The following is a 24,478-nucleotide window of genomic DNA, read 5'->3' on the forward strand; positions in this document are numbered from 1 at the left end:
GATCAGAACTCCAGCCCGGCTTCACGGGCCGCATCGGCCAGCGCCTTGACGCGGCCATGGAACAGGAAGCCACCACGATCGAACACGACCTTGGTGACGCCGGCGGCGGTCGCCGCAGCGGCAACGCGCTTGCCGACATCGGCAGCGGCTTCGGAGGAGGCGCCGGTCTTGCCCAGAGCCTTCGAACCCACAGCCTTGTCCAGGGTCGAGGCCGACGCCAGGGTCTTGCCCTGCGCGTCGTCGATGACCTGGGCGTAGATGTGACGGCCCGAACGGTGGACGCTAAGGCGGGGCTTGTGGCCCGAAACAGCCTTGAGCGCGGTGCGAACGCGGCGACGACGCCGCGCGAAGAGGGAAAGCTTTGCCATCTTACTTCTTCTTCCCTTCCTTGCGGAAGATGAACTCGCCGGCGTACTTGATGCCCTTGCCCTTATAGGGCTCGGGCTTGCGCCAGCGGCGGATCTCGGCGGCAACCTGACCCACCTTCTGCTTGTCGATGCCGCTGATCTCGACCGTGGTGTTGTCCGGGGTCTTGATCTCGATGCCTTCGGGCACCGCGAAGTCGACGTCATGCGAATAGCCGAGCTGCAGCTTCAGGGTCTTGCCCTGGGCGTTGGCGCGGTAGCCGACACCGGTGATGAGCAGCTTCTTCGAGAAGCCCTCGGTCACGCCGGTGATCAGGTTCGCGATCAGCGTGCGCTGCATGCCCCAGAAAGCGCGGGCGCGCTTGCTGTCGTTCGCAGGCTTCACGGCAATCGAGCCTTCCTCGATGCTGTAGGTCACTTCGTCGGCCAGCGGCAGCGACAGGGTGCCCTTGGGCCCCTTCACCGAAAGCTGACCGTCGGCGATGGCGGCGGTGACGCCCGCGGGGACGGCAACCGGCTTCTTACCAGTACGGCTCATCAGAACACCTCCGCCAGCACTTCGCCGCCGACATTCTGCTCACGCGCTTCGGCGTCGGACAGAACGCCGCGGGGCGTCGAGACAATGGTGATGCCCAGGCCATTGCGGATTACCGGCAGTTCCTTGGAACCGGAGTAAACGCGGCGGCCCGGCTTGGACACGCGGGCGACATGCTTGATCGCCGGCTGGCCTTCGAAATATTTCAGCTCGATGCGCAGGCCGGGATGATTGCCGAGCAGTTCCTCGGAATAGCCACGGATATAGCCTTCGCGCTGCAGCACGTCGAGCACGCGGGCACGGAGCTTCGAAGCGGGGGACATAACGCTGTCCTTCTTCGCCTGCTGCCCGTTGCGGATGCGGGTGAGCATATCACCCAGGGGATCGGTCAATGCCATTTCAAATGATCCTTACCAGCTCGACTTGGTGACGCCGGGGATCAGGCCCTTGTTGGCCAGATCACGCAGCTGCACGCGGCAGAGACGGAATTTGCGGTAATATGCGCGGGGACGCCCCGTCAGTTCGCAGCGGTTCCGAACGCGGGTCGGGTTGCCGTTGCGCGGGATCTCCGCCATCTTCAGACGCGCGATCAGACGATCGCTGTCATCGGCCGCGGTATCATTCGCGATCGCCTTGAGCTTCGCGTAACGGCCGGCGTACTTCTTCACCAGCTTCTTGCGACGCTCGTTCTTGTTGATCGAACTCAGTTTCGCCATGACTTAAGTTCTCTTTCCTTGGGTTTGTCGGAAAGAGAAGCGGGGCCGTTTCAGGCCGCCTGCTTCTCTTCGAGCGGGAAGGGGAAGCCGAAGAGACGCAGCAGTTCGCGCGCTTCCTCGTCCGTCTTCGCCGTGGTGGTCACGATGATATCCATGCCGCGCACCTTGTCGATGCGGTCATAGTTGATCTCCGGGAAGATGATCTGCTCCTTGATGCCGAAGGCATAGTTGCCGCGGCCGTCGAAGCTCTTCGGGTTCAGACCACGGAAGTCGCGCACGCGGGGCAACGCGATGTTGATCAGACGATCCAGGAATTCATACATGCGCTCGCGGCGCAGCGTGACCTTGGCGCCAATCGGCATGCCTTCACGCAGCTTGAACTGCGCGATCGACTTGCGGGCCTTGGTGATGACCGGCTTCTGGCCGGCGATCAATTCCATTTCCTCGGCCGCCGAAGTCACCTTCTTCTTGTCCTGGGTGGCTTCGCCAACGCCCATGTTGAGCGTGATCTTCTCGATCTTCGGCACTTCCATGACGTTCTTGTAACCGAACTTGGCGGTCATCGCCTTGGCGATTTCGGCGTCATAGAGCGCCTTCGAGCGCGGAGTGTACTTGTCGCTCATTACAGCACCTCACCGGACTTGACGGCGACGCGGACCTTCTTGCCGTCGCGATCCTCGAAACGGACGCGGGTCGGCTTGCCATCCTTGTCGGCGACAGCGACGTTCGAAATGTGGAGCGGCGCGGGCTTGCGCTCGATGCCGCCCTGCGGGTTCGCCTGGTCGGGCTTGCGATGGCGCACATGCAAGTTGATGCCTTCCACCAGGACCTTGTCGTCCTTGGGCAGCACCTGCAGGACGGCGCCGGTGCGGCCCTTGTCCTTGCCGGCCAGGATGACGACCTTGTCGCCCTTCTTGATCTTCGCAGCGCTCATTACAGCACCTCAGGGGCGAGCGAGATGATCTTCATGTGCTTCTTGGCGCGCAGTTCGCGAACGACCGGGCCAAAGATACGGGTGCCGATGGGCTCCTCGTTCTTGTTGATCAGCACAGCGGCATTGCCGTCGAAGCGAATCACGCTGCCGTCAGCGCGACGCACGTCCTTGGCGGTGCGCACGATGACGGCGCGGTGCACGTCACCCTTCTTCACCTTGCCACGAGGCGCTGCTTCCTTGATCGAGACGACGATGATGTCGCCCACGCTCGCGAAGCGACGCTTCGAGCCGCCCAGCACCTTGATGCACTGGACGCGCTTGGCGCCGCTGTTGTCAGCGACGTCAAGATTGGATTGCATCTGGATCATTGATCCGGTTCCTTCTTATTTGGCCTACCGGGGCAATTCCCGGCGGTTCCGAATTTCACAGCCTAGAGTCCTCAGCCGAACCTTTGACTCTACGCGAAGCGCGGGCCTGTACCCTTTCCCAGAGGAAAAGGCCAGCCCCGCGCGACACTTTTAATCCAAAGGCTCAGCGAGCCTCCCTTAAGCAGCCGTTTCCGGCGACTTGTGGGTGTCCACGCGCTCGATGACCTTCCAGGTCTTGAGCTTGGAAATCGGAGCGGTCTCCTCGATGCGGACCGTTTCGCCTTCCTTGTAGACATTGCCCTCGTCATGGGCATGGTACTTCTTCGAGCGGCGGATGATCTTGCCGTAGAGCGCATGCTTAACCTTGCGCTCCACGCGAACCACCACCGTCTTGTCGGTCTTGTCGGAAACCACCGTTCCCGTCAGCACGCGCTTGGGCATCGTGTGTTTCCTTTACTTCGCGACCGAGCGCGAACGCTCGGATTGCAGGGTCTTGATCTGCGCGATCGACCGGCGGACTTCACGCACCCGGCTCGGCTTTTCGAGCTGGTTGGTGGCCGCCTGGAAACGCAGGTTGAACTGCTCGCGCTTCAGGTTGTTGAGTTCGGTCGACAGTTCGTCGTCCGTCTTGGTCTTGAGGTCGGCAACATTCGCCACGGCTTAGCCCTCCAGGTGGGAGGTGTCGCCGAGGCGAGCGACAACCTTCGTCTTGATCGGCAGCTTCATCGCGGCGCGCGAGAAAGCCTCTGCTGCGAGCGGGCCGGGCACGCCGTCCAGTTCGAACAGGATGCGGCCCGGCTTGACGCGAGCTGCCCAATATTCGACCGAACCCTTGCCCTTGCCCTGACGGACTTCGGCAGGCTTCTTGGAAACCGGCACGTCGGGGAACACGCGGATCCACAGACGGCCCTGACGGCGAAGGTGACGCTGGATCGCGCGGCGGGCCGCCTCGATCTGGCGCGCGGTGACGCGCTCGGGTTCCAGCGCCTTCAGACCATAGGCGCCGAAGTTCAGAGCCGAACCGCCCTTGGCGTCGCCCTTGATCCGGCCCTTGAAGGTCTTGCGGAACTTCATTTTTTTCGGTTGCAGCATGACGCTATACCTACCCTATTCTCAGCGCGCCGGGCGCACGCCGGAGGTCTGAGCCTCCAGCATCAGCCGGTCGGTAGCCATCGGATCGTGGCCAAGGATTTCGCCCTTGAAGATCCAGACCTTGATGCCGCAAACGCCATAGGCGGTGTGCGCCTCGGCTTCGGCATAGTCGACATTCGCACGCAGCGTGTGCAACGGAACGCGGCCTTCGCGATACCATTCCACGCGGGCGATCTCCGCGCCGCCCAGACGGCCGCCGCAGGTGATCTTGATGCCTTCGGCACCGAGACGCAGGGCCGACTGCACCGCGCGCTTCATCGCGCGCCGGAACGCCACGCGGCGCTCAAGCTGATCGGCGATGCCCTGCGCGACGAGCTTGGAATCGACTTCCGGCTTGCGGATTTCGACGATGTTCAGGCTGACGTCCGAAGAGGTCAGGCTGCCCAGCTTCTTGCGCAGCTTTTCGATGTCCGCGCCCTTCTTGCCGATGATGACACCGGGACGGGCAGCGTAGATCGATACGCGGCACAGCTTGGCGGGACGCTCGATCACCACCTTGGAGATCGCGGCCTGCGGCAGGTTCTTCATGATATACTGGCGGATCTTCAGATCCTCCAGCAGCAGGCGGCCATAGTCGGCGCCCTCCGCGAACCAGCGGCTGTCCCAGGTACGGTTGATCTGCAGGCGCAGACCGATCGGATTGCTCTTGTGACCCATAGTCTTACGCCTCCGCTTCTTCGGCCGCTTCGCGAACGACGATGCGCACGCGGCTGAAGGGCTTCAGGATCCGGGTCGACTTGCCGCGGCCGCGAGCGTGGAAGCGCTTCATGGTGAAGCTCTTGCCCACCGATGCTTCCGCGACGACCAGCGAGTCGACGTCCAGATTGTGGTTGTTTTCCGCATTGGCGATGGCCGAGGCCAGCACCTTGCGCACGTCGACCGCCATCGCCTTCTTCGAGAAAGCGAGGATGTTCAGCGCGTCCTCGACCTTGCGGCCGCGGATGAGCGTGGCGACAAGGTTCAGCTTCTGGGCCGAACCGCGGATCTGCGTGCCGACGGCCAGCGCCTCATTGTCGGCGACGCGACGGGGAGCCTTTTCCTTGCTCATTAGCGCTTGCCCTTCTTGTCGGCGGCGTGGCCGGGGAAGTAGCGGGTCGGGGCGAATTCGCCCAGCTTGTGACCCACCATGTCCTCGTTCACCGAGACCGGCACATGCTTGCGGCCATTATAGACGTTGAACGTCAGGCCGACGAACTGTGGCAGGATGGTGGAACGGCGCGACCAGGTCTTGATCGGACCAGCACGGCCACCGGCATCCTGAGCGACTTCCGCCTTCTTCAGAAGGCTGAGGTCCACGAACGGACCTTTCCAGACGGAACGAGCCATCTCGCTTACCTCTTCTTCTTCGCGTGGCGGCTACGGATGATGAACTTGTCCGTCGCCTTGTTGTGGCGGGTGCGGGCACCCTTGGTCGGCTTGCCCCAGGGCGTCACAGGATGACGGCCACCGGAGGTCCGGCCTTCACCACCGCCATGCGGGTGGTCGACCGGGTTCTTCGCCACGCCGCGCGTCAGCGGACGCTTGCCCAGCCAGCGGTTGCGGCCGGCCTTGGCGAGATTGGTGTTGGCATTGTCCGGGTTCGACACGGCGCCCACGGTGCCCATGCAGTCCGAACGGATGTAGCGCTGCTCACCCGAAGACAGGCGGACCATCACCATGCCGCGATCGCGGCCGACGAGCTGGGCATAGGTGCCCGCCGAACGGCAGAGCTGACCGCCCTTGCCCGGCTTCATCTCGATATTGTGGATGATGGTGCCGACCGGCATCTGGCCCAGTTCCATCGCATTGCCCGGCTTCACGTCGGTTTTCTTGCCCGCGACGACCTTGTCACCCGGAGCCAGACGCTGCGGCGCCAGGATATAGGCCTGGGTGCCGTCGGGATAGTTGACCAGCGCGATGAAGGCGGTGCGGTTGGGGTCATATTCCAGACGCTCGACCGTGCCTTCGACGTCCCACAGGCGACGCTTGAAGTCGATGATGCGGTAACGCTGCTTGTGACCGCCGGCGATGCCGCGCGAGGTCACATGACCCTTGTTGTTGCGGCCGCCGGTCTTGCGCTTGCCTTCGGTCAGCGCCTTGACGGGCTTACCCTTGTGCAAACCGCTGCGATCGACGAGGATCAGGCCGCGCTGGGCCGGGCTCGTCGGGTTGTAGCTCTTAAGCGCCATGGTCAGCGCACTCCTTCGGTGATGTCGATCGACTGGCCGTCAGCCAGGCGAACGATCGCCTTCTTCACGTCCGAACGCGTGTAGGGCTTGCCCTTCCAGCGCTTCGTCTTGCCCTTGGCGACCAGCGTGTTCACGCTCTTGACGGTCACGCCCCAAATGGCTTCGACGGCGGCCTTGATCTCCGGCTTGGACGCATCATTGGCGACCTTGAAGACCACGGCGTTATTCTCGGAGAGAAGGGTCGACTTCTCGGTGATGACCGGCGCGACGACGACGTCATAATGACGGTTGTCCACGGTCGCGGCTTCCTTCTTAGCCATTGAAACGCGCCTCCAGCTTTTCGACCGCGGCGCGCGTCAGCACCAGCGAATCCGCCCTAAGGATGTCGTAGACATTGGCGCCGACGGCCGGCAACAGGTTCACGCCGACGATGTTCGCCGAAGCCTTCGCGAAGCTGACATTTACCGCGTCACCGTCGATGAACAGCGCCTTGTTGAGGTTCAGCTTGGCGAGGTGCGCGACCAAAGCCTTGGTCTTACCTTCCGCCACGTCGAGATTGTCGAGCACAATCAGCGAGCCGTTCTTGGCCTTCGTCGACAGGGCCATTTTCAGGCCGAGCGCGCGAACCTTCTTGTTGAGGTCGTGACCGAAGGTGCGGGCACGGGCACCGTGCGCCTTACCGCCGCCGATGAACACGGGCGCCTTGCGGTCGCCGTGACGGGCGGTACCGCCACCCTTCTGACGACCGAACTTCTTGCCAGTGCGGGCGACGTCCGAACGCTCGCGGGTGGCGCGGGTGGGAGCCCGGCGCTTTTCGAGCTGCCAGAGGACGACGCGGTGCAGAATGTCGGTGCGGGGCTCGACGCCGAACACGGCATCGTTCAGCTCCAGATCACCGGCGGCCTGCGCGTCGAGGGTCTGTACATTGACCTTCATGATTAGCCCTCCTGGCCTTCGGTCGCTTCGGGCGCAGCCGCTTCTTCAGCGGGCGTTTCAGCCGGAGCGTTGTTGCTGTTGGCAGCCTGCTTCAGGCTTGCCGGATACGGCGCGTCCGCCGGACGCTTCACCTTGACGGCGTCGCTGACGGTCAGCCAGGTACCCTTGGCGCCCGGAACGCTGCCCTTGACGAACAGCAGGCCGCGCTCGACGTCCGTGCGAACGATTTCGAGGTTCTGCTGAGTCCGCTCGCGGTCGCCCATGTGACCGGCCATCTTCTTGTTCTTGAAGACGCGGCCCGGATCCTGGCGGTTACCGGTCGAACCATGGGCACGGTGGCTGATGGACACGCCGTGGGTGGCGCGCATACCGCCGAAGCCCCAGCGCTTCATGGCGCCGGCGAAACCCTTACCCTGGGTGTGACCGGCGACGTCGACCAACTGGCCGGCGATGAAATGATCGGCCGCGATCTCGGCGCCGACATCGAGGAGCGCGTCCTCGGCGACACGGAATTCGACCAGACGCGCCTTCGGCTCCACTTCCGCCTTGGCGAAGTGGCCGCGCTGCGGCTTGGCGACATTCTTGACCTTCGCGACGCCCGCACCAAGCTGAACGGCGACATAACCGTCACGTTCGACTTCCTTGCGGGCTACGACCTGATTGCCCTCAAGGGCCAGAACCGTAACCGGAATATGTCGTCCGTCCTCCTGGAACAGACGGGTCATCCCGACTTTCTTAGCGATCACGCCTGTGCGCATCACTGTTACTCCCATAGAGGCCCGCCTTAGCAGCGGGCGTATCCAACGAAAAAACCGCTCAGGATTTCTCCTTCGCGGCCCAACCCAAATATAGATCACCCCGTCCGGGTTGGATGCCGACCCCTAGGCGGGACCAGCGACGGGGGACCAGGACCACGCGCCTGACCGGCTCACCGGAATCAGGCCGTGCGGTATCCCTGTGTCTTTTGAGCTTCCGGCAAGCCGGAATACCCGATACCCTGCCTTCCCAAAGAAAAGCAGGGACTTGCCGGCGTTTAGGCCAGCTTGATTTCGACGTTCACGCCGGCAGCCAAGTCCAGCTTCATCAGCGCGTCAACCGTCTGCGGCGTCGGCTGCACAATGTCAAGCATGCGCTTGTAGGTGCGGACTTCGAACTGCTCGCGCGACTTCTTGTCGATGTGCGGACCACGGTTGACCGTGAACTTTTCGATGCGCGTCGGAAGGGGAATCGGACCGCGGATAAGGGCGCCGGTGCGGCGAGCGGTGTCGGCGATGTCGCCGGTCGCCTGATCAAGCACGCGATGATCGAACGCCTTGAGGCGAATGCGGATGTTGCTGTCCATTGTTCCTGTACCGATGCGAAAGAGCCAAAAAACCGGAGCATTTTCAAAAATCAGCCGGAGCAGCCGATGATTTGCGAAAATGCGCCAACAAAAATTTACCGCCCCGTTTCTTGCCCTTCTAGCTCATGAGAGCCGGAGAAAGGCGATCCGGGGCGGTTAAAAAACCTAGCGGCGCGAATCAGGCGATTCGCGCCGCTGCGGTCCTATATTACTTCGAGATCGTGCCGACAACCCCTGCGCCGACGGTGCGGCCGCCTTCGCGGATAGCGAAGCGCAGACCCTGATCCATGGCGATCGGAGCGATCAGCTTGATGTTCAGCTTCACATTGTCGCCGGGCATGACCATCTCGGTGCCTTCGGGCAGGATCACTTCGCCGGTCACGTCAGTGGTGCGGAAGTAGAACTGCGGACGATAGTTGGCGAAGAACGGGGTATGACGACCGCCTTCTTCCTTCGACAGGACGTAGACTTCCGCGTCGAATTCGGTGTGCGGGGTGATGGTGCCGGGCTTGGCCAGAACCTGGCCACGCTCGACTTCTTCACGGCCCACGCCACGGATCAGCGCGCCGATATTGTCGCCAGCGCGACCTTCGTCGAGCAGCTTGCGGAACATTTCCACGCCAGTGACGGTGGTCTTGCGGGTGTCCTTGATGCCGACGATTTCGACTTCTTCACCAACCTTGACGATGCCGGTCTCGACGCGGCCGGTCACGACGGTGCCGCGACCCGAGATCGAGAACACGTCTTCGATCGGCATCAGGAAGGGCTTGTCGATCGGACGCTCCGGCTGCGGGATGAACGAGTCGACGGCAGCCATCAGCTTGAGAACGGCATTCTTGCCGATTTCGTCGTTCGAACCGTCCAGCGCCTTCACGGCCGAGCCGGGGATGACGGGGATGTTGTCGCCGTCGAAGTCGTAGGACGACAGCAGCTCGCGGATTTCCAGCTCGACCAGCTCGAGGATTTCGGCGTCGTCGACCAGGTCAACCTTGTTCATGAACACGACGAGCTGCGGCACGCCGACCTGGCGGGCGAGCAGAATGTGCTCGCGGGTCTGCGGCATCGGGCCGTCGGTGGCCGAAACGACGAGGATCGCGCCGTCCATCTGGGCCGCGCCGGTGATCATGTTCTTGACGTAGTCAGCGTGACCCGGGCAGTCGACGTGCGCGTAGTGACGGGCTTCGGTCTCATATTCGACGTGGGCGGTCGAGATGGTGATGCCGCGCTCGCGCTCTTCGGGAGCCTTGTCGATGTTGGCATAGTCGACGAAGGTCGCGCCGCCGGTTTCGGCGAGCACCTTGGTGATCGCCGCGGTCAGCGAGGTCTTGCCATGGTCGACGTGACCGATGGTGCCGATGTTGCAGTGCGGCTTGTTCCGCTCAAACTTAGCCTTAGCCATTTTATCCTACCTTCTAATCAAATCAGCTTTGGTCTGACCGCTCGGCCGCGCCTCGCGAAGGCGCGTCCATAGCAGCAAATTTACAGATTACCAGCCCTAACCGAACCGGTTGCCCGGTTCGGTCAGAGGATTCTTCAGGCCATCTTCGCCTTGACTTCGTCCGCCACATTCTGCGGCACTTCGTCATAGTGGGAGAAGATCATCGAGTAGTTCGCGCGGCCCTGGGTGAAGGAACGCAGCGAGTTCACATAGCCGAACATGTTGGCCAGCGGGACCATGGCTTCCACCACCTGCGCGTTGCCGCGGGTGTCGGTGCCCTGGATCTGGCCGCGACGGCTGTTCATGTCGCCGATGACGTCGCCCAGATATTCCTCCGGAGTGACGACCTCGACCTTCATGACCGGCTCAAGCAGGGTGATGCCCGACTTCTGAGCCGCTTCGCGCATCGCGGCGCGGCCCGTGATTTCGAACGCCAGCGCCGACGAGTCGACGTCGTGGTACGCGCCGTCATAGAGCAGGATTTCGAAGTCAATGATCGGGAAGCCAATGAGCGAGCCGGTGGCCGCCGTTTCGCGCATGCCCTTTTCGATCGCGGGAATATATTCCTTGGGAATATTGCCGCCCTTGATTTCGTCCTTGAAGATAATGCCCGCGCCGCGCTCGCCCGGCGTCAGCTTCACCTTGATGCGGCCGAACTGGCCGGTGCCGCCCGACTGCTTCTTGTGGGTGTAGTCGATGTCGACCGGCTTCTTCAGATATTCGCGATAGGCCACCTGCGGCGCGCCGACATTCGCCTCGACCTTGAACTCGCGCTTCATGCGGTCGACCAGGATTTCGAGGTGAAGTTCGCCCATGCCCTTGATGATGGTCTGGCCCGATTCGTGATCGGTCGTGACGCGGAAGGACGGATCCTCGGCGGCCAGGCGGTTGAGCGCGACGCCCATCTTCTCCTGGTCGGCCTTAGTCTTCGGCTCCACCGACAGTTCGATCACCGGCTCGGGGAATTCCATCCGCTCCAGGATGATCGGCTGACGCTCGGCGCACAGCGTATCGCCCGTGGTGGTTTCCTTCATGCCGGCCAGCGCAACGATATCGCCCGCATAAGCCGCCTCGATGTCTTCGCGGCTGTTGGCATGCATCAGCAGCATGCGACCGATCTTTTCCTTCTTGTCCTTGACCGAGTTCAGATAGGTACCCTTGGTCAGGGTGCCCGAATAAACGCGCAGGAAGGTCAGCGAGCCGACGAACGGATCGTTCATGATCTTGAACGCCAGGCCGGAGAAGGGCGCGTCGTCCGCCGTCGCGCGGCTATCGGGCTGCTCGGTGTCGGGATTGATGCCCTGCACGTCTTCGATGTCGAGCGGCGAAGGCAGGTAATCGACGACCGCGTCGAGCAGGGGCTGCACGCCCTTGTTCTTGAACGCCGAACCGCAAAGCACCGGCACGAACGACTGGTTGAGCGTGCCCTTGCGGATCAGCTTCTTGAGCGTGGCGGTATCGGGCTCATTGCCCTCCAGATAGGCTTCCATCACCTCGTCGTCCTGTTCGACGGCGAGTTCGATCAGCTTTTCGCGATATTCGGCAGCCTTGTCGGCGAGATCGGCCGGAATTTCCTCATAGGAGAATTCGGCGCCCAGATTCTCGTCCTTCCAGATGATCGCGCGATTCTCGACCAGGTCGACGAGACCCTTGAAGTCCGATTCCGCACCGATGGGGAGGTACAGGACGGCCGGGGTGGCGCCCAGACGGTCGATGATCGTCTGCACGCAATAATAGAAGTTGGCGCCGGTGCGGTCGAGCTTGTTGATGAAGCACATCCGCGGCACCTTGTACTTGTCCGCCTGACGCCACACGGTTTCCGACTGCGGCTCAACGCCGGCAACGCCGTCGAACGCGGCGACCGCGCCGTCCAGCACGCGCAGCGAACGCTCGACTTCGATGGTGAAGTCGACGTGGCCGGGAGTATCGATGATGTTCAGACGATGCTCGGGGCCCTTGCCCTCTTCGGCCTTCCACACGCAGGTCGTCGCAGCCGACGTGATGGTGATGCCACGCTCCTGCTCCTGCTCCATCCAGTCCATGGTGGCGGCGCCGTCATGGACTTCGCCGATCTTGTAGGACTTGCCGGTGTAGTAAAGGATACGCTCGGTCGTGGTGGTCTTGCCGGCGTCGATATGCGCCATGATACCGAAATTGCGATAGCGTTCGAGCGGATGGCTGCGGGCCATGATGCTTCTCCGTTGCCGGCGCGCCGGCGGTGAGTGAATGAGTCTTGCGGCTGGCCCCTAAACCAATCCGTCCGCCATGGGTAGTCCCACGGCGAACGGACCGATATTCAAAACCAGATGGAAAAAGCGGGCACCGGGGCGCCCGCTCTTCTTTACCAGCGGTAGTGCGAGAAGGCGCGGTTCGCTTCCGCCATGCGGTGCGTGTCTTCGCGCTTCTTGACGGCATTGCCGCGGTTGTTGGCGGCGTCCAGCAGCTCGCCCGAAAGGCGGGCGGCCATGGTGGTTTCGCTGCGGTTGCGCGAAGCGGTGATCAGCCAGCGGATCGCCAGCGCCTGGGCGCGCTCCGGGCGCACCTCGACGGGGACCTGGTAGGTCGCACCGCCGACGCGGCGGCTGCGGACTTCGATGCCGGGCTTCACATTGTTCAGCGCGTCATGGAACATGCCGATCGGGTCCTTCTTGGACTTCGCTTCGACGGTTTCGAGCGCACCGTAGACGATGGACTCGGCGACGGCCTTCTTGCCGTCCTGCATGATGCTGTTCATGAACTTCGACAGCACGATATCGCCGAACTTGGGATCGGGCAGGATAACGCGCTTTTCGGGGCGACGACGACGTGACATGTTTCTGGTCTCCCCTTACTTCGGACGCTTGGCGCCGTACTTCGAACGGCTCTGCTTGCGGTCCTTGACGCCCTGGGTATCCAGAACGCCGCGCAGCACGTGATAGCGCACACCGGGAAGGTCGCGCACGCGGCCGCCGCGGATCAGCACGACGCTGTGCTCCTGAAGATTGTGGCCTTCGCCCGGAATATAGGTGATGACTTCGCGCTGGTTGACCAGACGCACCTTCGCCACCTTGCGGAGAGCCGAGTTCGGCTTCTTCGGGGTCGTCGTATAGACGCGGGTGCAAACGCCGCGCTTCTGCGGGTTCGCCTCCATCGCAGGGACCTTCGACTTGGTCTTCTGCAGTTCGCGGCCCTTGCGGACCAACTGGTTGATCGTTGGCATGAAGCCCTTCACCTTTTTCAGTTACTTTACCTGCATTCCCGCGTTCCTTGCCGTCCAAAAGGCGAATCGCCTCCAAACAGCAAAAGCCCCGGCGGAAACCCGCCCGGAGCCGCAAGAGCACCGGCAATGTTCAGCTCTGACGCCCCCAGAGCCGGATCGGGTGCGGACGAATCCGTCCATTCCGGGCCTTTGGGCTGGCGCGCCTATAGCCATGCGGCGGCCACGGGTCAAGGACGAGACAGGCCGGGTGGAAGCCGCCCTCCCCTTCCGGAAATTTTTCGGATCCGCCGGAACCAAAATCACGAATCCACGTTTCGTCCCGTCGATCGTTCGACTCGTCACGAGTCCGCTTTCCCGGATTCGCGCGACTCGATTCCTTTTGTTAGCGCCCCGTTCAGCAAAAGATCGGGGTCGCAATTGTCGCAGCAGAGCAAGATGGGGGCAGCACGCCTCTGGGCCAGGATGACTGCCCAGTGCGCGAAATTGTGCCCGGAACGGGAGATTTTCCTGCGCTCCGGCGGCCAGGTGAAGTTCATCCGGATTTCGCGCAGGGCCCAATTGGCCGCCGCCTCCCTTCTTTCCTGCGCACTGATCGGCGGGTCCGGTCTCACCTTATCCATGGCCGTCGGCAGCGCCAAGGCCGAACAGGAGCGCGCCTCCCTTGCCGCCCAGGGCAAGGCCGTCGCCACCGCCGCCAGCCAGGTCGCCACCTATCGCAAGTCCGTCGACCAACTCGCCCAGGAGTTGGAGGAGCGGCAGGATTTCATGGACGACCTCTACCGCACCCATTTTGGCAAGGAGGATGCGGCTCCTGCCCCAAATATAGTCGGCAAAGCCGATGCACAGACCAAAACAGGCGCGCACAAGCTGGACACCAAGATCAGCGCCGCCCCCGAAGCCGCCCCGCTGCTCAAGATCGACGCGCGCCAGCGCCGCTTTGCTGCCCTGTTGACCAATGCCGTGCAGCAGCGCGCCGACAAGGCCGCCGCCGCGATCCGCAGCTTCGGCCTTAACCCCGACAGCCTCGCGCGGAAGGCCGCCCGCTCCCAGGGCGGACCCTTCGTCCCGTGGGAAGGGCAGGACGCGATGCCAGACGAGTTCGAAAAGCTGGCCCAGGCGCTGTCCCGCATGGAATTCCTAGAAGCCAGCCTGCTTGCCATCCCTTCCGGCAAGCCCACCGCCACACCGATGCTCAGCAGCAGCTACGGCTATCGCAGCGATCCGTTCAACGGCCATGCCGCCTTCCACGCCGGGCTGGATTTCCCCGGTAGCATGGGCCAGCCAATCCTGGCCGCAGCGTCCGGCAAGGTCAGCTTTGTCGGCCAGCGCAGCGGATATGGCAATGTGGTGGAGGTCACGCACGGCAACGGCCTGATGACCCGCTATGCCCATTTGTCCCGCTTCGACGCCCGTATCGGCCAGTCGGTCGCGCGCGGGGAAAAGATCGCCCGCATGGGCTCGACCGGCCGCTCCACCGGCCCGCACCTTCATTTCGAAGTGCGCGTGAATGGCAACGCCATCAATCCCCGCCGCTTCCTAGAGGCTCGCAAAGATGTTCTCCAGATCCAGCAAATCGCCACGGCGCGCCTCGCAGATGTCGGCGACCGGGGCTAAGAACACCCCCTTCTCCCTGATCGGCGGCGACGTGACGATCAGCGGCAACTTGACCGCCAGCGTGGATCTGCACATCGACGGCATGGTGGAGGGCGACATAAGCTGCGCCGCGCTGGTGCAGGGTCCGGACAGCCGCATCACCGGCCATGTCACGGCGCAGAGCGCGCGCCTCGCCGGGCTGGTCGACGGATCGATCACGGCGGAGGAACTGGTGGTGGAAAGCAGCGCCCGCATCACCGGTGACGTCCTCTATGCCAGCATCTCCATCGCACCGGGCAGCCGCATCGAGGGGCGCTTCACCCACAAGGAAAACGGTCCGGTCGCAACAGGCGAACTCAAGCTGATCGCCAACGACAGCGGGACTTGAACGGGACGGCCGGTTTGGGTGGGAAGCGGACCTATCCTATTCCTCCCCATCGGTAGATGGGGAGGGGGACCGGCCGAAGGCTGGTGGAGGGGAATGGGGCACGACCTCCGCAATTTCCCCTCCACCATGCTTCGCACGGTCCCCCTCCCCACGCTTCGCGTAGGGAGGAATTGATGTCCGCTCATGGCCAAAACCGGCTATCTCTCCCGAATCAATTCACCGGCGCCCGCCGCCGATAACTCAGCGCCTCCGCCACATGCACCCGCCCGACCCGTTCGGCTCCGGCAAGGTCGGCGATGGTCCGCGCCACCCGCAGCACCCGCGTATAGCCCCGCGCCGACAGCTTCATCGCCGCCGCGGCCTGCGCCAGCAACTCGCGCCCGGCCTGATCCGGCCCGGCGACATCCTCCAGCCGCTCGCCATCCACCTCCGCATTGGTCCGTACGCGCGTTCCCTCATAGCGCCGCGTCTGCACCTCGCGCGCCGCCGCCACCCGCGCAGCGACCTCGGCCGATCCTTCGGCGGGCGGCGGCAACACGAGGTCCGCCGCCGTCACCGCCTGCACCTCCACATGCAGGTCGATGCGGTCCAGCAAAGGCCCCGACACCTTCGCCTGATAATCCGCCGCGCAACGCGGCGCCCTTGAACAAGCCAGCGCCGGATCGCCCAGATGCCCGCACCGGCAAGGATTCATCGCCGCCACCAACTGCACCCGCGCCGGGAAGGTCACATGCGCATTCGCCCGCGCCACTATGACCTCGCCGGACTCCAGCGGCTGCCGTAGCGAATCCAGCACGGTCCGCTGAAATTCCGGCAATTCGTCGAGGAACAGCACGCCCAGATGCGCCATGCTGACCTCGCCCGGCCGCGCCTTTTGCCCGCCGCCGACCAGCGCCGCCATGGACGCGCTATGATGCGGATTGCGGAAGGGCCGCGCCCGGCTGATCCGCCCGCCCTCCAGCGTCCCGGCGACACTCGCCACCATGGATGTTTCCAGCGCCTCCCCCGGCGTCAGTTCCGGCAATATCCCCGGCAGGCAGCTCGCCATCAGGGACTTGCCCGCGCCGGGCGGCCCGATCATCAGCAGATTATGACCGCCCGCCGCCGCGATCTCCAGCGCCCGCTTGGCCGTCTCCTGCCCCTTCACCTGACGCAGGTCTGCGGTGCGCACCGGCGGCTCCACTTCGCCCGGCTGCGGCGGCGACAGGGCGACGGTTCCCTTGAAATGGTTGAGAATGGTCAGCAGATCCGGCGCGGCGATCACCTCCACTTGCCCGGCCCAGGCCGCCTCCGCACCCTGCGCCACCGGGCAGACCAGCCCCAATTCCCGCTCCCCGGCATGCAGGGCCGCGAGCAGCACGCCGGGCGTCGGCGCGATCCGGCCATCCAGCCCCAACTCGCCAACGACGACATAGCCCGCCAGCGTCTCGGCATCGATCACCCCCATCGCGCCCAGCAGGGCCAGCGCGATGGGCAGGTCGAAATGCGATCCTTCCTTGGGCAGGTCGGCGGGCGAAAGATTCACCGTAATCCGCTTGGGCGGCAGCGAGAGGCCGATGGCGGCAATGGCGTTGCGGACCCGCTCCCGGCTCTCGGCCACCGCCTTGTCAGGCAGACCGACGACGATGAAATTGGGCAGCCCCGGAACAAGCTGGCACTGAACCTCCACGCCCCGCGCTTCCAGTCCCAGATAGGCGACCGTCGATACCGTCGAAACCAATGATTATCCCCCTGCGCCATTCGGCTTGCCTCCGCCGTACTCCTGCGAAGGCAAGAGTCCAGTTCCGAGGGCCGAACCAGGTTCCTGCCTTCGCAGGAACACACAGGCATTTCAATCTCTTGCTATCAGGAGGACTATCCCCACAACCCGGCGCGATCAGCCTTCTTCTGGCCGCCCCTTGAACCCCTGCGCGACGACATACCATTCGACGCTGCCCTTGCGGCTGGCAGGCGGCTTGGCGTGCTTGATCGTCGTGAAATGCTTTTTGAGGATGGCGAGCAGGTCGGCATCGGTCCCGCCCGCGAACACCTTGGCGACGAAAGTGCCGCCCTTGCGCAGATTCTCGACGGCGAACATCGCCGCTGCCTCGACCAGACCCATGGTGCGCAGATGGTCCGTCGCCGCATGGCCGACCGTGTTCGCCGCCATGTCGGAAATCACCAGATCCGGCGCATCGCCCAGCGCCTCAGCCAGCAGGGCAGGCGCCTTGTCGTCCATGAAATCCATCTGGAACAGCGTCACGCCCGGAATGGGATCGGTCGGCAGCAGGTCGATGCCCACCACCTTCGCCTTGGGACAAAGCTTGCGCACCACCTGCGCCCAGCCGCCCGGCGCCACGCCCAGGTCGACCACCGCCCGCGATCCCTTCACGAAGTGGAATTTCTCGTCCAGCTCGATCAGCTTGAAGGCGGCGCGGCTACGCCATCCTTCCGCCTTGGCGCGGCGGACATAGGGATCGTTCAACTGCCGTTCGAGCCAGCGAGTGGACTGCGCCGTCCGCCCCTTCGCCGTCTTGACCCGCACCTTGCCGGCACCAGTGCCTCTCACATCTTTACTCCGTCGCGGTCCATCAGGCCGCGCAATATGCCTTCGCGAATGCCGCGATCGGCCACGCCCAATCGTTCGGCGGGCCAGATGTCGAGGATCGATTCCAATATGGCGCAGCCCGCCACGACCAGATCGGCCCGCTCCGTCCCGATGCAGGGCAGCTTCTGCCGCTCCGCCAAAGGCATGGAGGAAAGCCGCGCCGAAATCGACCGCATCGACGTAGACGGCACGATCAGTCCGTCGATCGCCTGCCGGTCGTAACGCGGCAGGTCAAGATGCAGGCTGGCCAGCGTCGTCACCGTTCCCGACGTGCCCAACAGGCGAATATCCGCCCGCGCATCGGGCAGGCGCCGGGCGAGAGGCGCGAAAGCCTCTGCCACGCGCGCGCGCATCCGGCCATAGGCCGACAGCCGGTCCATGGGATCGGCATGGTCGAACGGCTCGCTCTCTGTCAGCGACACCACGCCCCAGGGCGCGCTCACCCAATCGACGATATGGGGCGCGCCCTGGCAATTGGCGTCCACCAGCACCAGTTCGGTCGATCCGCCGCCAATGTCGAAGATCAGCGCGGGTCCGTCGCCCGGCTCCAGCAGCGCATGACAGCCCAACACCGCCAGCCGCGCCTCCTCCTGCGCGCTGATGATGTCCAACGCGATGCCGGTCTCCCGATAGACGCGCTGGATGAATTCGGCCCCATTGGAGGCGCGGCGGCATGCCTCCGTCGCGACCGATCGGGCCAGGGTGACATGGCGGCGGCGCAGCTTGTCGGCGCAGACGGACAGCGCCGAAATGGCTCGCTCGATGGCCGCGTCGCTGATCCGACCCGACGCGGCAAGCCCCTCCCCCAGCCGCACGATTCGCGAAAAGGCGTCGATGACGATGAAGCCGTCGGCCGATGGCTTGGCGATCAGCAGGCGGCAATTGTTGGTGCCCAGGTCAATCGCCGCATAGGAACGACGCCCCCGCAGCGGATGAGGCGAAAGGCCCCGCGATTTCGCCGGGGGAGTGAGGGCCGCAGCCTTGCTCCCATTGCCCTGACCGGAACGGACCCCCTTGCCCGAAACTCCGCCGGCTGGGCCGGAACTCTGCGGCGATGGGCGGCTGTGCTGCACCATGGCCGTATCTCTTTTCTTCTTCGCCAGCACCGAAAGGCGCCGGAACTTGCCCCAAGAGTAGGCAAAGGAAAAAGAAAGCGCAAGGAGGGGTAGAAAAGCCCCTAGAGGAGGGGAAGCAATGCGGCGACGATCCACCGCTCCTCGGCGCGCAACACGCCCCAGGCGCGGGCGGCGGCGCGACTGCCCATGACTTCGACGCCGATGCCCCTCGCCTCCAGTTCGCGCACGAAGGAACGGGGCGGCTGGCGCAGGCCCGCGCCAGTGCCGATCAGCAGGAATTCGGGCTGGATTTCGAGGTCGAGCAGATCGCCCAGATCGGCGACGGTCAGCGCATCGACGACAGGCGCATTCTGCCATGCCAGCGCCCGCACCGGAGAAAGCAGCAGCCCATCAGGAAAGACATCGTCCCTGACCCGAAAGCCCCTGCCCTGAAAGCCGGTGACGATCGGTCCCTGCCCCGATTCATAGCGGCGCAGTTCGATGCCTGTCCGCTTTTCGTTCAGGGTTTCGCTCCATCATCGCGCGGGCCCATGCGTTCGGCCTGGGCGGCGATATTGGCCTTGGCCGCCTTCTTCTCCGCCGTCGCGGGCGACAGGCCGAGCGTGATAAGCAGCGAGGAAGAGACATAGACGGACGAATAGGTACCAACGATGATGCCCAGCATCATGGCCGCCGTGAAGCCACGCAGCACATGCCCGCCGAGCAGCAGCAGCGCGCCCAGCGCCAACAGCACAGTGACAGAGGTCATGACCGTGCGCGGCAGCGTTTCGTTGACCGACAGGTCAATCAGCGCCTTCATGTCCATCTTGCGATATTTGCGCATATTTTCGCGGATCCGGTCGTCGATCACCATCTTGTCGTTGATCGAATAGCCCACGATGGTCAGCACGGCGGCGACGATGTTGAGGTCGAATTCCAACTGGGTGAGGGCGAAGAAGCCCAGCGTCATCAACACGTCATGCATGATCGCGACGAAGGTGGAGACGCCGAACTGCCATTCGTAGCGAAGCCAGGAGAAGATGGCGATGCCGATCACCGCCAGCATCACCGCCAGCACGCCGTTCTGGATCAACTCGCCCGATACCTTGCCCGACACCGTGTCGTAGCGGGAGAAGGTGACGCCGGGGAATTCCGCCGTCATCGCCTTGCGCGCCTTTTCGACGATGGCGTTGGCCGCGCCCGCGCCGCCCTGCTCAGGCAGCGGAAGGCGGATCTGAACAGTCCGGGGGTCGCCAAACTGCTGGAGCGAGCCGTCGCCTACCCCCAAACGGTCGATCACGGTGCGCACCCTGTCAGTCTGCGGCGGCGTTTCGAACTTCGCCTCGATCATCAAGCCGCCGACGAAGTCGACGCCCATGTTCAACCCCTTGTAGAAGGTCGCGCCGACCGCCAGCACCGTCAGCAACGCCGTCAGGGCAAAGGCCCAGTGGCGCAGCTTGACGAAGCCGATATTGGTGTTGTCGGGGACGAGCTTAAGCAGTTTCATATTCTCTCTCCCGCCCCGTCAGATGTGGATTTCGGTCGGGCGCTTGGCGCGGACCCAATATGAAACCAACAGGCGCGTGAAGGTGACGGCGGTGAACACGCTGGTGGCGATGCCGATCAGCAGCACGATCGCGAAGCCTTTAACCGGCCCCGATCCCAGCGCGAGCATGATGCCGCCAGCAATGGCGTGGGTCACGTTCGCTTCGAAAATGGTGCGGCTGGCTTCCTTATAGCCATGCTCGATCGACTGGACCACGTTCCGGCCACGGCGGCGTTCCTCGCGGATGCGTTCGTAGATCAGCACGTTCGCATCGACCGCCGTACCGATGGTCAGCACGAAACCGGCGATGCCGGGCAAGGTCAGCGTCGCGCCGAGTATGCCCATGACGCCTAGGATCACCAGCACGTTGATGGCGACGGCCAGATTCGCATACATGCCGAAACGGCCGTAGCTCAGGAACATGAAGGCCGCGACGGCGGCGACAGCGATGATGGAGGCGGTCAGGCCGGCCCTGATCGAATCGGCCCCAAGCTGGGGCCCGACGGTACGCTCCTCAACCACGGTCAACGCGACGGGCAGCTTGCCCGAACGCAGTGCGATGGCGAGTTGGTTGGCGCTTTCGACGGTGAAGCTGCCGCTGATCTGCGCGCTGCCGCCCAGGATCGGTTCGTTGATGTTCGGCGCCGACAGCACCTTGCCGTCCAGGATGATGGCGAAGGGCCGGTTGACATTCTGCGACGTCACTTGGCCGAATTTGCGCCCGCCCGCCCCGTTGAAGCGGATGTTGACGATCGGCTCGTTGCCCTGCTGATTATAGCCCTGCTGAGCGTCGGTCAGGTCTTCGCCGGAAACCATCACCTGCCGATAAACGGCGATCACCGGCGGTCCGGCCGGATTGGTCGGATAGGGCAGCACTTCGCTGCCCACTGGCGCGCGGCCCTGCGCCACTTCGGCGGGGTTGGCGTTGACGTCGACCAGTTTGAATTCAAGTTTCGCTGTCTGGCCGAGCAGGTCCTTCAGCGCCTTGGGATTTTGCAGACCCGGCACCTGCACGACGATGCGGTTGGCGCCCTGCTGCTGGATGGTCGGTTCGCGGGTGCCCATTTCGTCGATGCGCTTGCGGATCACCTCGGTCGCGACTTCCATCGCGCCCTTCACCGCATTGTCGATGCCCGCCTGGGTCGGCGTGACGACGATGGTGGAACTGTTCACCACCTCGACATTGAAGTCGCGCTGGCCGGTCAGGCCCGCGCCCTGGGTCAGCGGCCGGATGCGCTCGACGGCGGCGTCGACCTCCGACGGATTGCGGACCATGAAGCTGAGCTTCCCGTCGCGGCTGGAAATGTCCCCGATGGCGATCTTCGTATCGCCCCGGCGCAGTTCCGTGCGGACCTGCTCCTCCATATTGGCGATCCGCTGCTTCGCCACGTCCTGGGTCGATGCTTCCAGCAGCAAATGGCTGCCCCCCGACAGGTCGAGGCCCAGATTCACGCGGGTCTGCATGAATTTGGGCATCTGCTCGACAACGCGGTCCGGCAGGAAGCTCGGCACGGCGCAGAAGATGCCGATCAGCAGCGGCAGCAGGATTCCGGCGACCGCCCAGCGAGGGAAGTTCAGCATGACGGACTCAGTCGTTCGCGGGCTTGGCGGTGGCGGGGTCGATCACGTCGGTCAGGGTCGACTTCACCGCCTTGACCTTCATGCCCGGCGCCAGTTCGACCTCGGCATAGAACTCGTCGACGCGGACCACCTTGCCGACCAGACCGCCGCCGGTCACGACCTGATCGCCCTTCTTCACGGCGTCGATCTTGGCTTTATGTTCCTTCATCTTCTTCTGCTGGGGGCGGATCAGCAGGAAATAGAAGACGACGAAGATGAGGAGCAGCGGGGCCATCTGCACCAGCATGGAGGCGCCGGACGATTCCCCGCCCGCGGTCTGGGCAAAGGCTGGAGATATGAACATGCTTGGGACTTTCGCCTTATTCTCTTGTCCAGTCGCAGACACAGGGCGCCTGCAAATCAAAGGCGGGCGGCTAACACAGATGGGCCGGGGGAGGCAACATGATTAGGGTTTGGGACGAAAGCGCAAAAAGCGTACATTGTCGGGGTTGCATAAAATTCAAACTGCTTCTAATTGCGCCCCTCCGGTCGGGACGTAGCGCAGCCTGGTAGCGCATCACACTGGGGGTGTGGGGGTCGGAGGTTCGAATCCTCTCGTCCCGACCAAGGAAAACCGCCGTTTCTTGCTCAGCGCGAGGAGCGGCGTTTTCGTTCCAGCAATCACATAGCAAGCACGGCGATGAGTTTCGGGAGAAACAGGAGCTTGAGCGCAACTCCTGCTAACCCAACCCTCCCTGCATCGCCGGCACCTCGGCTGCTGCGACAATGCCCTCCAGTTCCGACACTTCGTCATCTGTCAGCTGGGGGAAAAACTGCTCGCGCTTCCGTGCCGAAAGCTGCCCTCCGTTCTGCGTGCAGAACTGGATGAAGAGGCTGGATAGCCGGTCGGGAAGATCGATCCTGTTGGCCAATCGACGCTTAGCATCGTCAAACCGCTCAAGATAATCGAGCTCAGCCGGAAGGGAGAAGCGCACTGTTCGCTCGAGCCTGTCCATTAGATATTCCGCTTGGCGCGTCGCGTCGAAGAAGCGATAGAGATACGCGGTGTCATTTAACACCTCGACATTGCCGTCCGCTGTGGCCTGCCACTCGATATATGGAAGAGTACCCGTAGAGTAGTCCTCGAGAGCCACCCGATACCCGGGTAGATCCTCAAGTATCGCGGCCGACACGGGAAGAACTACACCATCCGGATTAAAGCCGGCATCCGCCAGCGCCTTTTGAATAAGGAAGCGATGGAGACGACCATTGCCGTCCTCGAATGGGTGAAAGAAGACAAAGCCGAATGCGAGCAAGGTGGCGTTGAGCGCGGGATCGAAACGGGACCGCAAGCAGAGATCGTAAGCGGCAAAAAGGCTGTCGAGAAGGTCTGGAAGATCTTCATGCCTTGCTGAAATGTGATCAGGGATGGGCGTCTGGTCGCGCGGATCGTGCCGCCCTACGAAGCCTCCCTGCTGCCGCAGGTTATATACAACGAACCGGCTTTCTTTCGGATCGAACAGCGATCGGTGCATGCTCTCCAGACTAGGAACGGAAAGCTCGACCTCCTTTGCGTCGGCAATGACCCGGCCCCAACGCTCCAAGCGGTTACGGGGGGGTGCTTCCCCTTCGATGCCGAAAGAGCCCTTGCTCTCGTTGAGCAGCAGGAAGTTGGTCGCTCGTCTCAGGATGGCGGGATCTGCGCGAGCCACCGTCTCCTTCGCTTCATTTTTTAGTGCCTCAATCCTTTCGGTGCTGAGGCGCTCGGTCCGCCTGACCAATGGGCAGAAACCCGGAACGCCAGGCAGATTGTTCTCGATCTTGTGGCGGGGAGCGCGCGTCGAGCGGCGGCCAATATATTGGTTAGGATCCAAAAGAGGAATGTATGGCACTCCCTGAAGATCTTCGAGCGGAAGTCGCTCGCCGGTGAGCCATTCATAGAGAAACCAGGCACGCCTGATATAAACACCTCGCGGCTTAGCCGCGACCAACTCGGTGAGTTCCTCCGTTATGCCCTTGCAGCGGAACAACTGGCTAATCACTCGGAGATCGACGCCTTCGTGTTTCAGTGCAACTGTGAGGTGCTCGATCCTCTGCTCGGGCACGCGGTAGTTCGCGTTGCGAGGAAGGAGAACCCATTCAACGCCTTCCCGCACGGACGTGGTTTTCTGACCGATTGGCATCAGTGCAGTCATCCTCCGGGGGGGAGGGCAATCGAGTTCAAAATCCTCGATTAACTGCGCGTAGCCCATAAGTTGGGCATTGAATGGGCGGCCGGGAAGTTGGGTTGGCATTTTACGAGTTTAGGATTGAGGAACTCAATTTGCGATTGAAAAAGTCAGTTCTACCCGTTTGGGGCAAATTTTAGTCAACTCCGAATTGAAAAAGTCAGTCTCGAGTAGTGGACGCCTGAAACGCTACACCCCCGCCTGAATTTCTCAGCACCTCGATTCGTTCGCGCGATTTTCCACAAATGTTCTCGACCACTGCGGTGGCGGTTCGTGAAACACGCGCGATGAAAACGGCAGGAAGTCGTTCAGGTTGGCAAGTCACTGGCCAACAATTCCGTACAAGGACATCCTCGCTGGCCTGCCCG

At 63.1% G+C, this 24,478-nt stretch carries 32 protein-coding genes and 1 tRNA gene; 3 read left to right on the plus strand and 30 right to left on the minus strand.

Annotated features, from left to right (window positions below):
• Positions 1-2: 2 nt before the first annotated feature.
• The 22 genes from rplR to rpsL all read right to left on the minus strand — a co-directional run bounded on the left by rplR (position 3) and on the right by rpsL (position 13,153).
• On the minus strand, positions 3-368 hold the full coding sequence (gene rplR / locus BV95_RS13250) for a 50S ribosomal protein L18 (protein ID WP_037452627.1): 366 nt from the start codon (positions 366-368) through the stop codon (positions 3-5).
• A 1-nt stretch (position 369) separates the two neighbouring features.
• The gene (gene rplF / locus BV95_RS13255; protein ID WP_007686562.1) at positions 370-903 is read right to left on the minus strand and encodes a 50S ribosomal protein L6; all 534 of its coding nucleotides are present in this window, start codon (positions 901-903) and stop codon (positions 370-372) included.
• Entirely contained in the window at positions 903-1,298 is a 396-nt protein-coding gene (rpsH, locus tag BV95_RS13260) for a 30S ribosomal protein S8 (protein ID WP_013847757.1), read from the minus strand. Before rpsH ends, rplF begins: the two co-directional genes overlap by 1 nt.
• A 12-nt stretch (positions 1,299-1,310) precedes the next feature.
• Entirely contained in the window at positions 1,311-1,616 is a 306-nt protein-coding gene (gene rpsN / locus BV95_RS13265; RefSeq protein WP_007707881.1) for a 30S ribosomal protein S14, read from the minus strand.
• 50 nt (positions 1,617-1,666) lie between these two features.
• Positions 1,667-2,239: a 50S ribosomal protein L5 gene (rplE, locus tag BV95_RS13270; RefSeq protein WP_037452633.1), complete on the minus strand. Its 573-nt coding sequence runs from the start codon at positions 2,237-2,239 to the stop codon at positions 1,667-1,669.
• Positions 2,239-2,550, minus strand: coding sequence for a 50S ribosomal protein L24 (gene rplX, locus BV95_RS13275; RefSeq protein ID WP_037452636.1), 312 nt, complete (start codon positions 2,548-2,550; stop codon positions 2,239-2,241). Before rplX ends, rplE begins: the two co-directional genes overlap by 1 nt.
• Positions 2,550-2,918, minus strand: a complete 369-nt coding sequence (gene rplN, locus BV95_RS13280; protein WP_007686569.1) for a 50S ribosomal protein L14 — start codon at positions 2,916-2,918, stop codon at positions 2,550-2,552. Before rplN ends, rplX begins: the two co-directional genes overlap by 1 nt.
• Before the next feature lie 177 nt (positions 2,919-3,095).
• On the minus strand, positions 3,096-3,359 hold the full coding sequence (rpsQ, locus tag BV95_RS13285; protein ID WP_006960320.1) for a 30S ribosomal protein S17: 264 nt from the start codon (positions 3,357-3,359) through the stop codon (positions 3,096-3,098).
• A gap of 12 nt (positions 3,360-3,371) precedes the next feature.
• The gene (gene rpmC / locus BV95_RS13290) at positions 3,372-3,575 is read right to left on the minus strand and encodes a 50S ribosomal protein L29 (RefSeq protein WP_007686572.1); all 204 of its coding nucleotides are present in this window, start codon (positions 3,573-3,575) and stop codon (positions 3,372-3,374) included.
• Positions 3,576-3,578: 3 nt separating this feature from the next.
• Positions 3,579-4,010 carry a 50S ribosomal protein L16 gene (gene rplP, locus BV95_RS13295; protein WP_007686573.1) on the minus strand — a complete coding sequence of 144 codons (432 nt, stop codon included), beginning with the start codon at positions 4,008-4,010 and terminating at the stop codon, positions 3,579-3,581.
• A gap of 21 nt (positions 4,011-4,031) precedes the next feature.
• Entirely contained in the window at positions 4,032-4,727 is a 696-nt protein-coding gene (rpsC, locus tag BV95_RS13300; RefSeq protein WP_013847760.1) for a 30S ribosomal protein S3, read from the minus strand.
• A 4-nt stretch (positions 4,728-4,731) separates the two neighbouring features.
• Positions 4,732-5,118 (minus strand): 50S ribosomal protein L22, encoded by a 387-nt coding sequence (rplV, locus tag BV95_RS13305; protein WP_025547267.1) that lies wholly within the window; start codon positions 5,116-5,118, stop codon positions 4,732-4,734.
• Positions 5,118-5,396 carry a 30S ribosomal protein S19 gene (gene rpsS, locus BV95_RS13310; protein WP_021239760.1) on the minus strand — a complete coding sequence of 93 codons (279 nt, stop codon included), beginning with the start codon at positions 5,394-5,396 and terminating at the stop codon, positions 5,118-5,120. Before rpsS ends, rplV begins: the two co-directional genes overlap by 1 nt.
• Before the next feature lie 5 nt (positions 5,397-5,401).
• Entirely contained in the window at positions 5,402-6,238 is an 837-nt protein-coding gene (gene rplB / locus BV95_RS13315) for a 50S ribosomal protein L2 (protein ID WP_021239761.1), read from the minus strand.
• Positions 6,239-6,240: 2 nt separating this feature from the next.
• Positions 6,241-6,558 carry a 50S ribosomal protein L23 gene (locus tag BV95_RS13320; RefSeq protein WP_013847763.1) on the minus strand — a complete coding sequence of 106 codons (318 nt, stop codon included), beginning with the start codon at positions 6,556-6,558 and terminating at the stop codon, positions 6,241-6,243.
• Complete coding sequence (rplD, locus tag BV95_RS13325) at positions 6,551-7,174, minus strand: 50S ribosomal protein L4 (RefSeq protein WP_013847764.1); 624 nt, start codon at positions 7,172-7,174, stop codon at positions 6,551-6,553. Before rplD ends, BV95_RS13320 begins: the two co-directional genes overlap by 8 nt.
• A 2-nt stretch (positions 7,175-7,176) precedes the next feature.
• On the minus strand, positions 7,177-7,932 hold the full coding sequence (gene rplC, locus BV95_RS13330; RefSeq protein ID WP_013847765.1) for a 50S ribosomal protein L3: 756 nt from the start codon (positions 7,930-7,932) through the stop codon (positions 7,177-7,179).
• A gap of 275 nt (positions 7,933-8,207) precedes the next feature.
• The gene (gene rpsJ, locus BV95_RS13335; protein WP_007686587.1) at positions 8,208-8,516 is read right to left on the minus strand and encodes a 30S ribosomal protein S10; all 309 of its coding nucleotides are present in this window, start codon (positions 8,514-8,516) and stop codon (positions 8,208-8,210) included.
• A 208-nt stretch (positions 8,517-8,724) separates the two neighbouring features.
• Entirely contained in the window at positions 8,725-9,915 is a 1,191-nt protein-coding gene (gene tuf, locus BV95_RS13340; protein WP_013847766.1) for an elongation factor Tu, read from the minus strand.
• 134 nt (positions 9,916-10,049) lie between these two features.
• Entirely contained in the window at positions 10,050-12,143 is a 2,094-nt protein-coding gene (gene fusA / locus BV95_RS13345; protein ID WP_013847767.1) for an elongation factor G, read from the minus strand.
• Between the two features lie 152 nt (positions 12,144-12,295).
• Positions 12,296-12,766 carry a 30S ribosomal protein S7 gene (gene rpsG / locus BV95_RS13350; RefSeq protein WP_013847768.1) on the minus strand — a complete coding sequence of 157 codons (471 nt, stop codon included), beginning with the start codon at positions 12,764-12,766 and terminating at the stop codon, positions 12,296-12,298.
• 15 nt (positions 12,767-12,781) lie between these two features.
• Positions 12,782-13,153 carry a 30S ribosomal protein S12 gene (gene rpsL, locus BV95_RS13355; RefSeq protein WP_007686591.1) on the minus strand — a complete coding sequence of 124 codons (372 nt, stop codon included), beginning with the start codon at positions 13,151-13,153 and terminating at the stop codon, positions 12,782-12,784.
• A 435-nt stretch (positions 13,154-13,588) separates the two neighbouring features.
• Here rpsL and BV95_RS13360 point away from each other — a divergent pair, with 435 nt between their 5' ends.
• Both BV95_RS13360 and BV95_RS13365 read left to right on the plus strand, forming a co-directional pair.
• The gene (locus BV95_RS13360; RefSeq protein WP_037452714.1) at positions 13,589-14,767 is read left to right on the plus strand and encodes a M23 family metallopeptidase; all 1,179 of its coding nucleotides are present in this window, start codon (positions 13,589-13,591) and stop codon (positions 14,765-14,767) included.
• On the plus strand, positions 14,748-15,134 hold the full coding sequence (locus tag BV95_RS13365) for a bactofilin family protein (RefSeq protein WP_037452650.1): 387 nt from the start codon (positions 14,748-14,750) through the stop codon (positions 15,132-15,134). The genes BV95_RS13360 and BV95_RS13365 overlap by 20 nt, the downstream gene beginning before the upstream one ends.
• Before the next feature lie 211 nt (positions 15,135-15,345).
• Here BV95_RS13365 and BV95_RS13370 read toward each other — a convergent pair whose 3' ends face one another.
• The 7 genes from BV95_RS13370 to yajC form a co-directional block, all read right to left on the minus strand.
• Positions 15,346-16,854, minus strand: coding sequence for a YifB family Mg chelatase-like AAA ATPase (locus BV95_RS13370; protein ID WP_037452653.1), 1,509 nt, complete (start codon positions 16,852-16,854; stop codon positions 15,346-15,348).
• 156 nt (positions 16,855-17,010) lie between these two features.
• Positions 17,011-17,682, minus strand: a complete 672-nt coding sequence (locus BV95_RS13375; protein ID WP_037452656.1) for an RlmE family RNA methyltransferase — start codon at positions 17,680-17,682, stop codon at positions 17,011-17,013.
• On the minus strand, positions 17,679-18,797 hold the full coding sequence (locus BV95_RS13380) for a Ppx/GppA phosphatase family protein (protein ID WP_037452659.1): 1,119 nt from the start codon (positions 18,795-18,797) through the stop codon (positions 17,679-17,681). The genes BV95_RS13375 and BV95_RS13380 overlap by 4 nt, the downstream gene beginning before the upstream one ends.
• A gap of 101 nt (positions 18,798-18,898) precedes the next feature.
• Positions 18,899-19,183 (minus strand): Mth938-like domain-containing protein, encoded by a 285-nt coding sequence (locus BV95_RS13385; RefSeq protein WP_037452669.1) that lies wholly within the window; start codon positions 19,181-19,183, stop codon positions 18,899-18,901.
• Between the two features lie 113 nt (positions 19,184-19,296).
• A complete protein-coding gene (gene secF, locus BV95_RS13390; RefSeq protein WP_037452673.1) occupies positions 19,297-20,283 on the minus strand; it encodes a protein translocase subunit SecF in 987 nt (328 codons plus the stop codon).
• 18 nt (positions 20,284-20,301) lie between these two features.
• Positions 20,302-21,903, minus strand: a complete 1,602-nt coding sequence (secD, locus tag BV95_RS13395) for a protein translocase subunit SecD (RefSeq protein ID WP_037452676.1) — start codon at positions 21,901-21,903, stop codon at positions 20,302-20,304.
• A 7-nt stretch (positions 21,904-21,910) separates the two neighbouring features.
• On the minus strand, positions 21,911-22,246 hold the full coding sequence (gene yajC, locus BV95_RS13400; RefSeq protein WP_037452679.1) for a preprotein translocase subunit YajC: 336 nt from the start codon (positions 22,244-22,246) through the stop codon (positions 21,911-21,913).
• A 186-nt stretch (positions 22,247-22,432) separates the two neighbouring features.
• On the opposite strand from yajC, the gene BV95_RS13405 reads away from it, so the two are divergent.
• Positions 22,433-22,509, plus strand: a tRNA-Pro gene (locus BV95_RS13405).
• A 113-nt stretch (positions 22,510-22,622) separates the two neighbouring features.
• Here the strand turns inward: BV95_RS13405 and BV95_RS13410 are convergent.
• The gene (locus BV95_RS13410; RefSeq protein WP_162179748.1) at positions 22,623-24,077 is read right to left on the minus strand and encodes a Fic family protein; all 1,455 of its coding nucleotides are present in this window, start codon (positions 24,075-24,077) and stop codon (positions 22,623-22,625) included.
• Positions 24,078-24,478: the final 401 nt, after the last annotated feature.

Source organism: Sphingobium chlorophenolicum, assembly GCF_000722875.1.
Lineage (GTDB): Bacteria > Pseudomonadota > Alphaproteobacteria > Sphingomonadales > Sphingomonadaceae > Sphingobium > Sphingobium chlorophenolicum.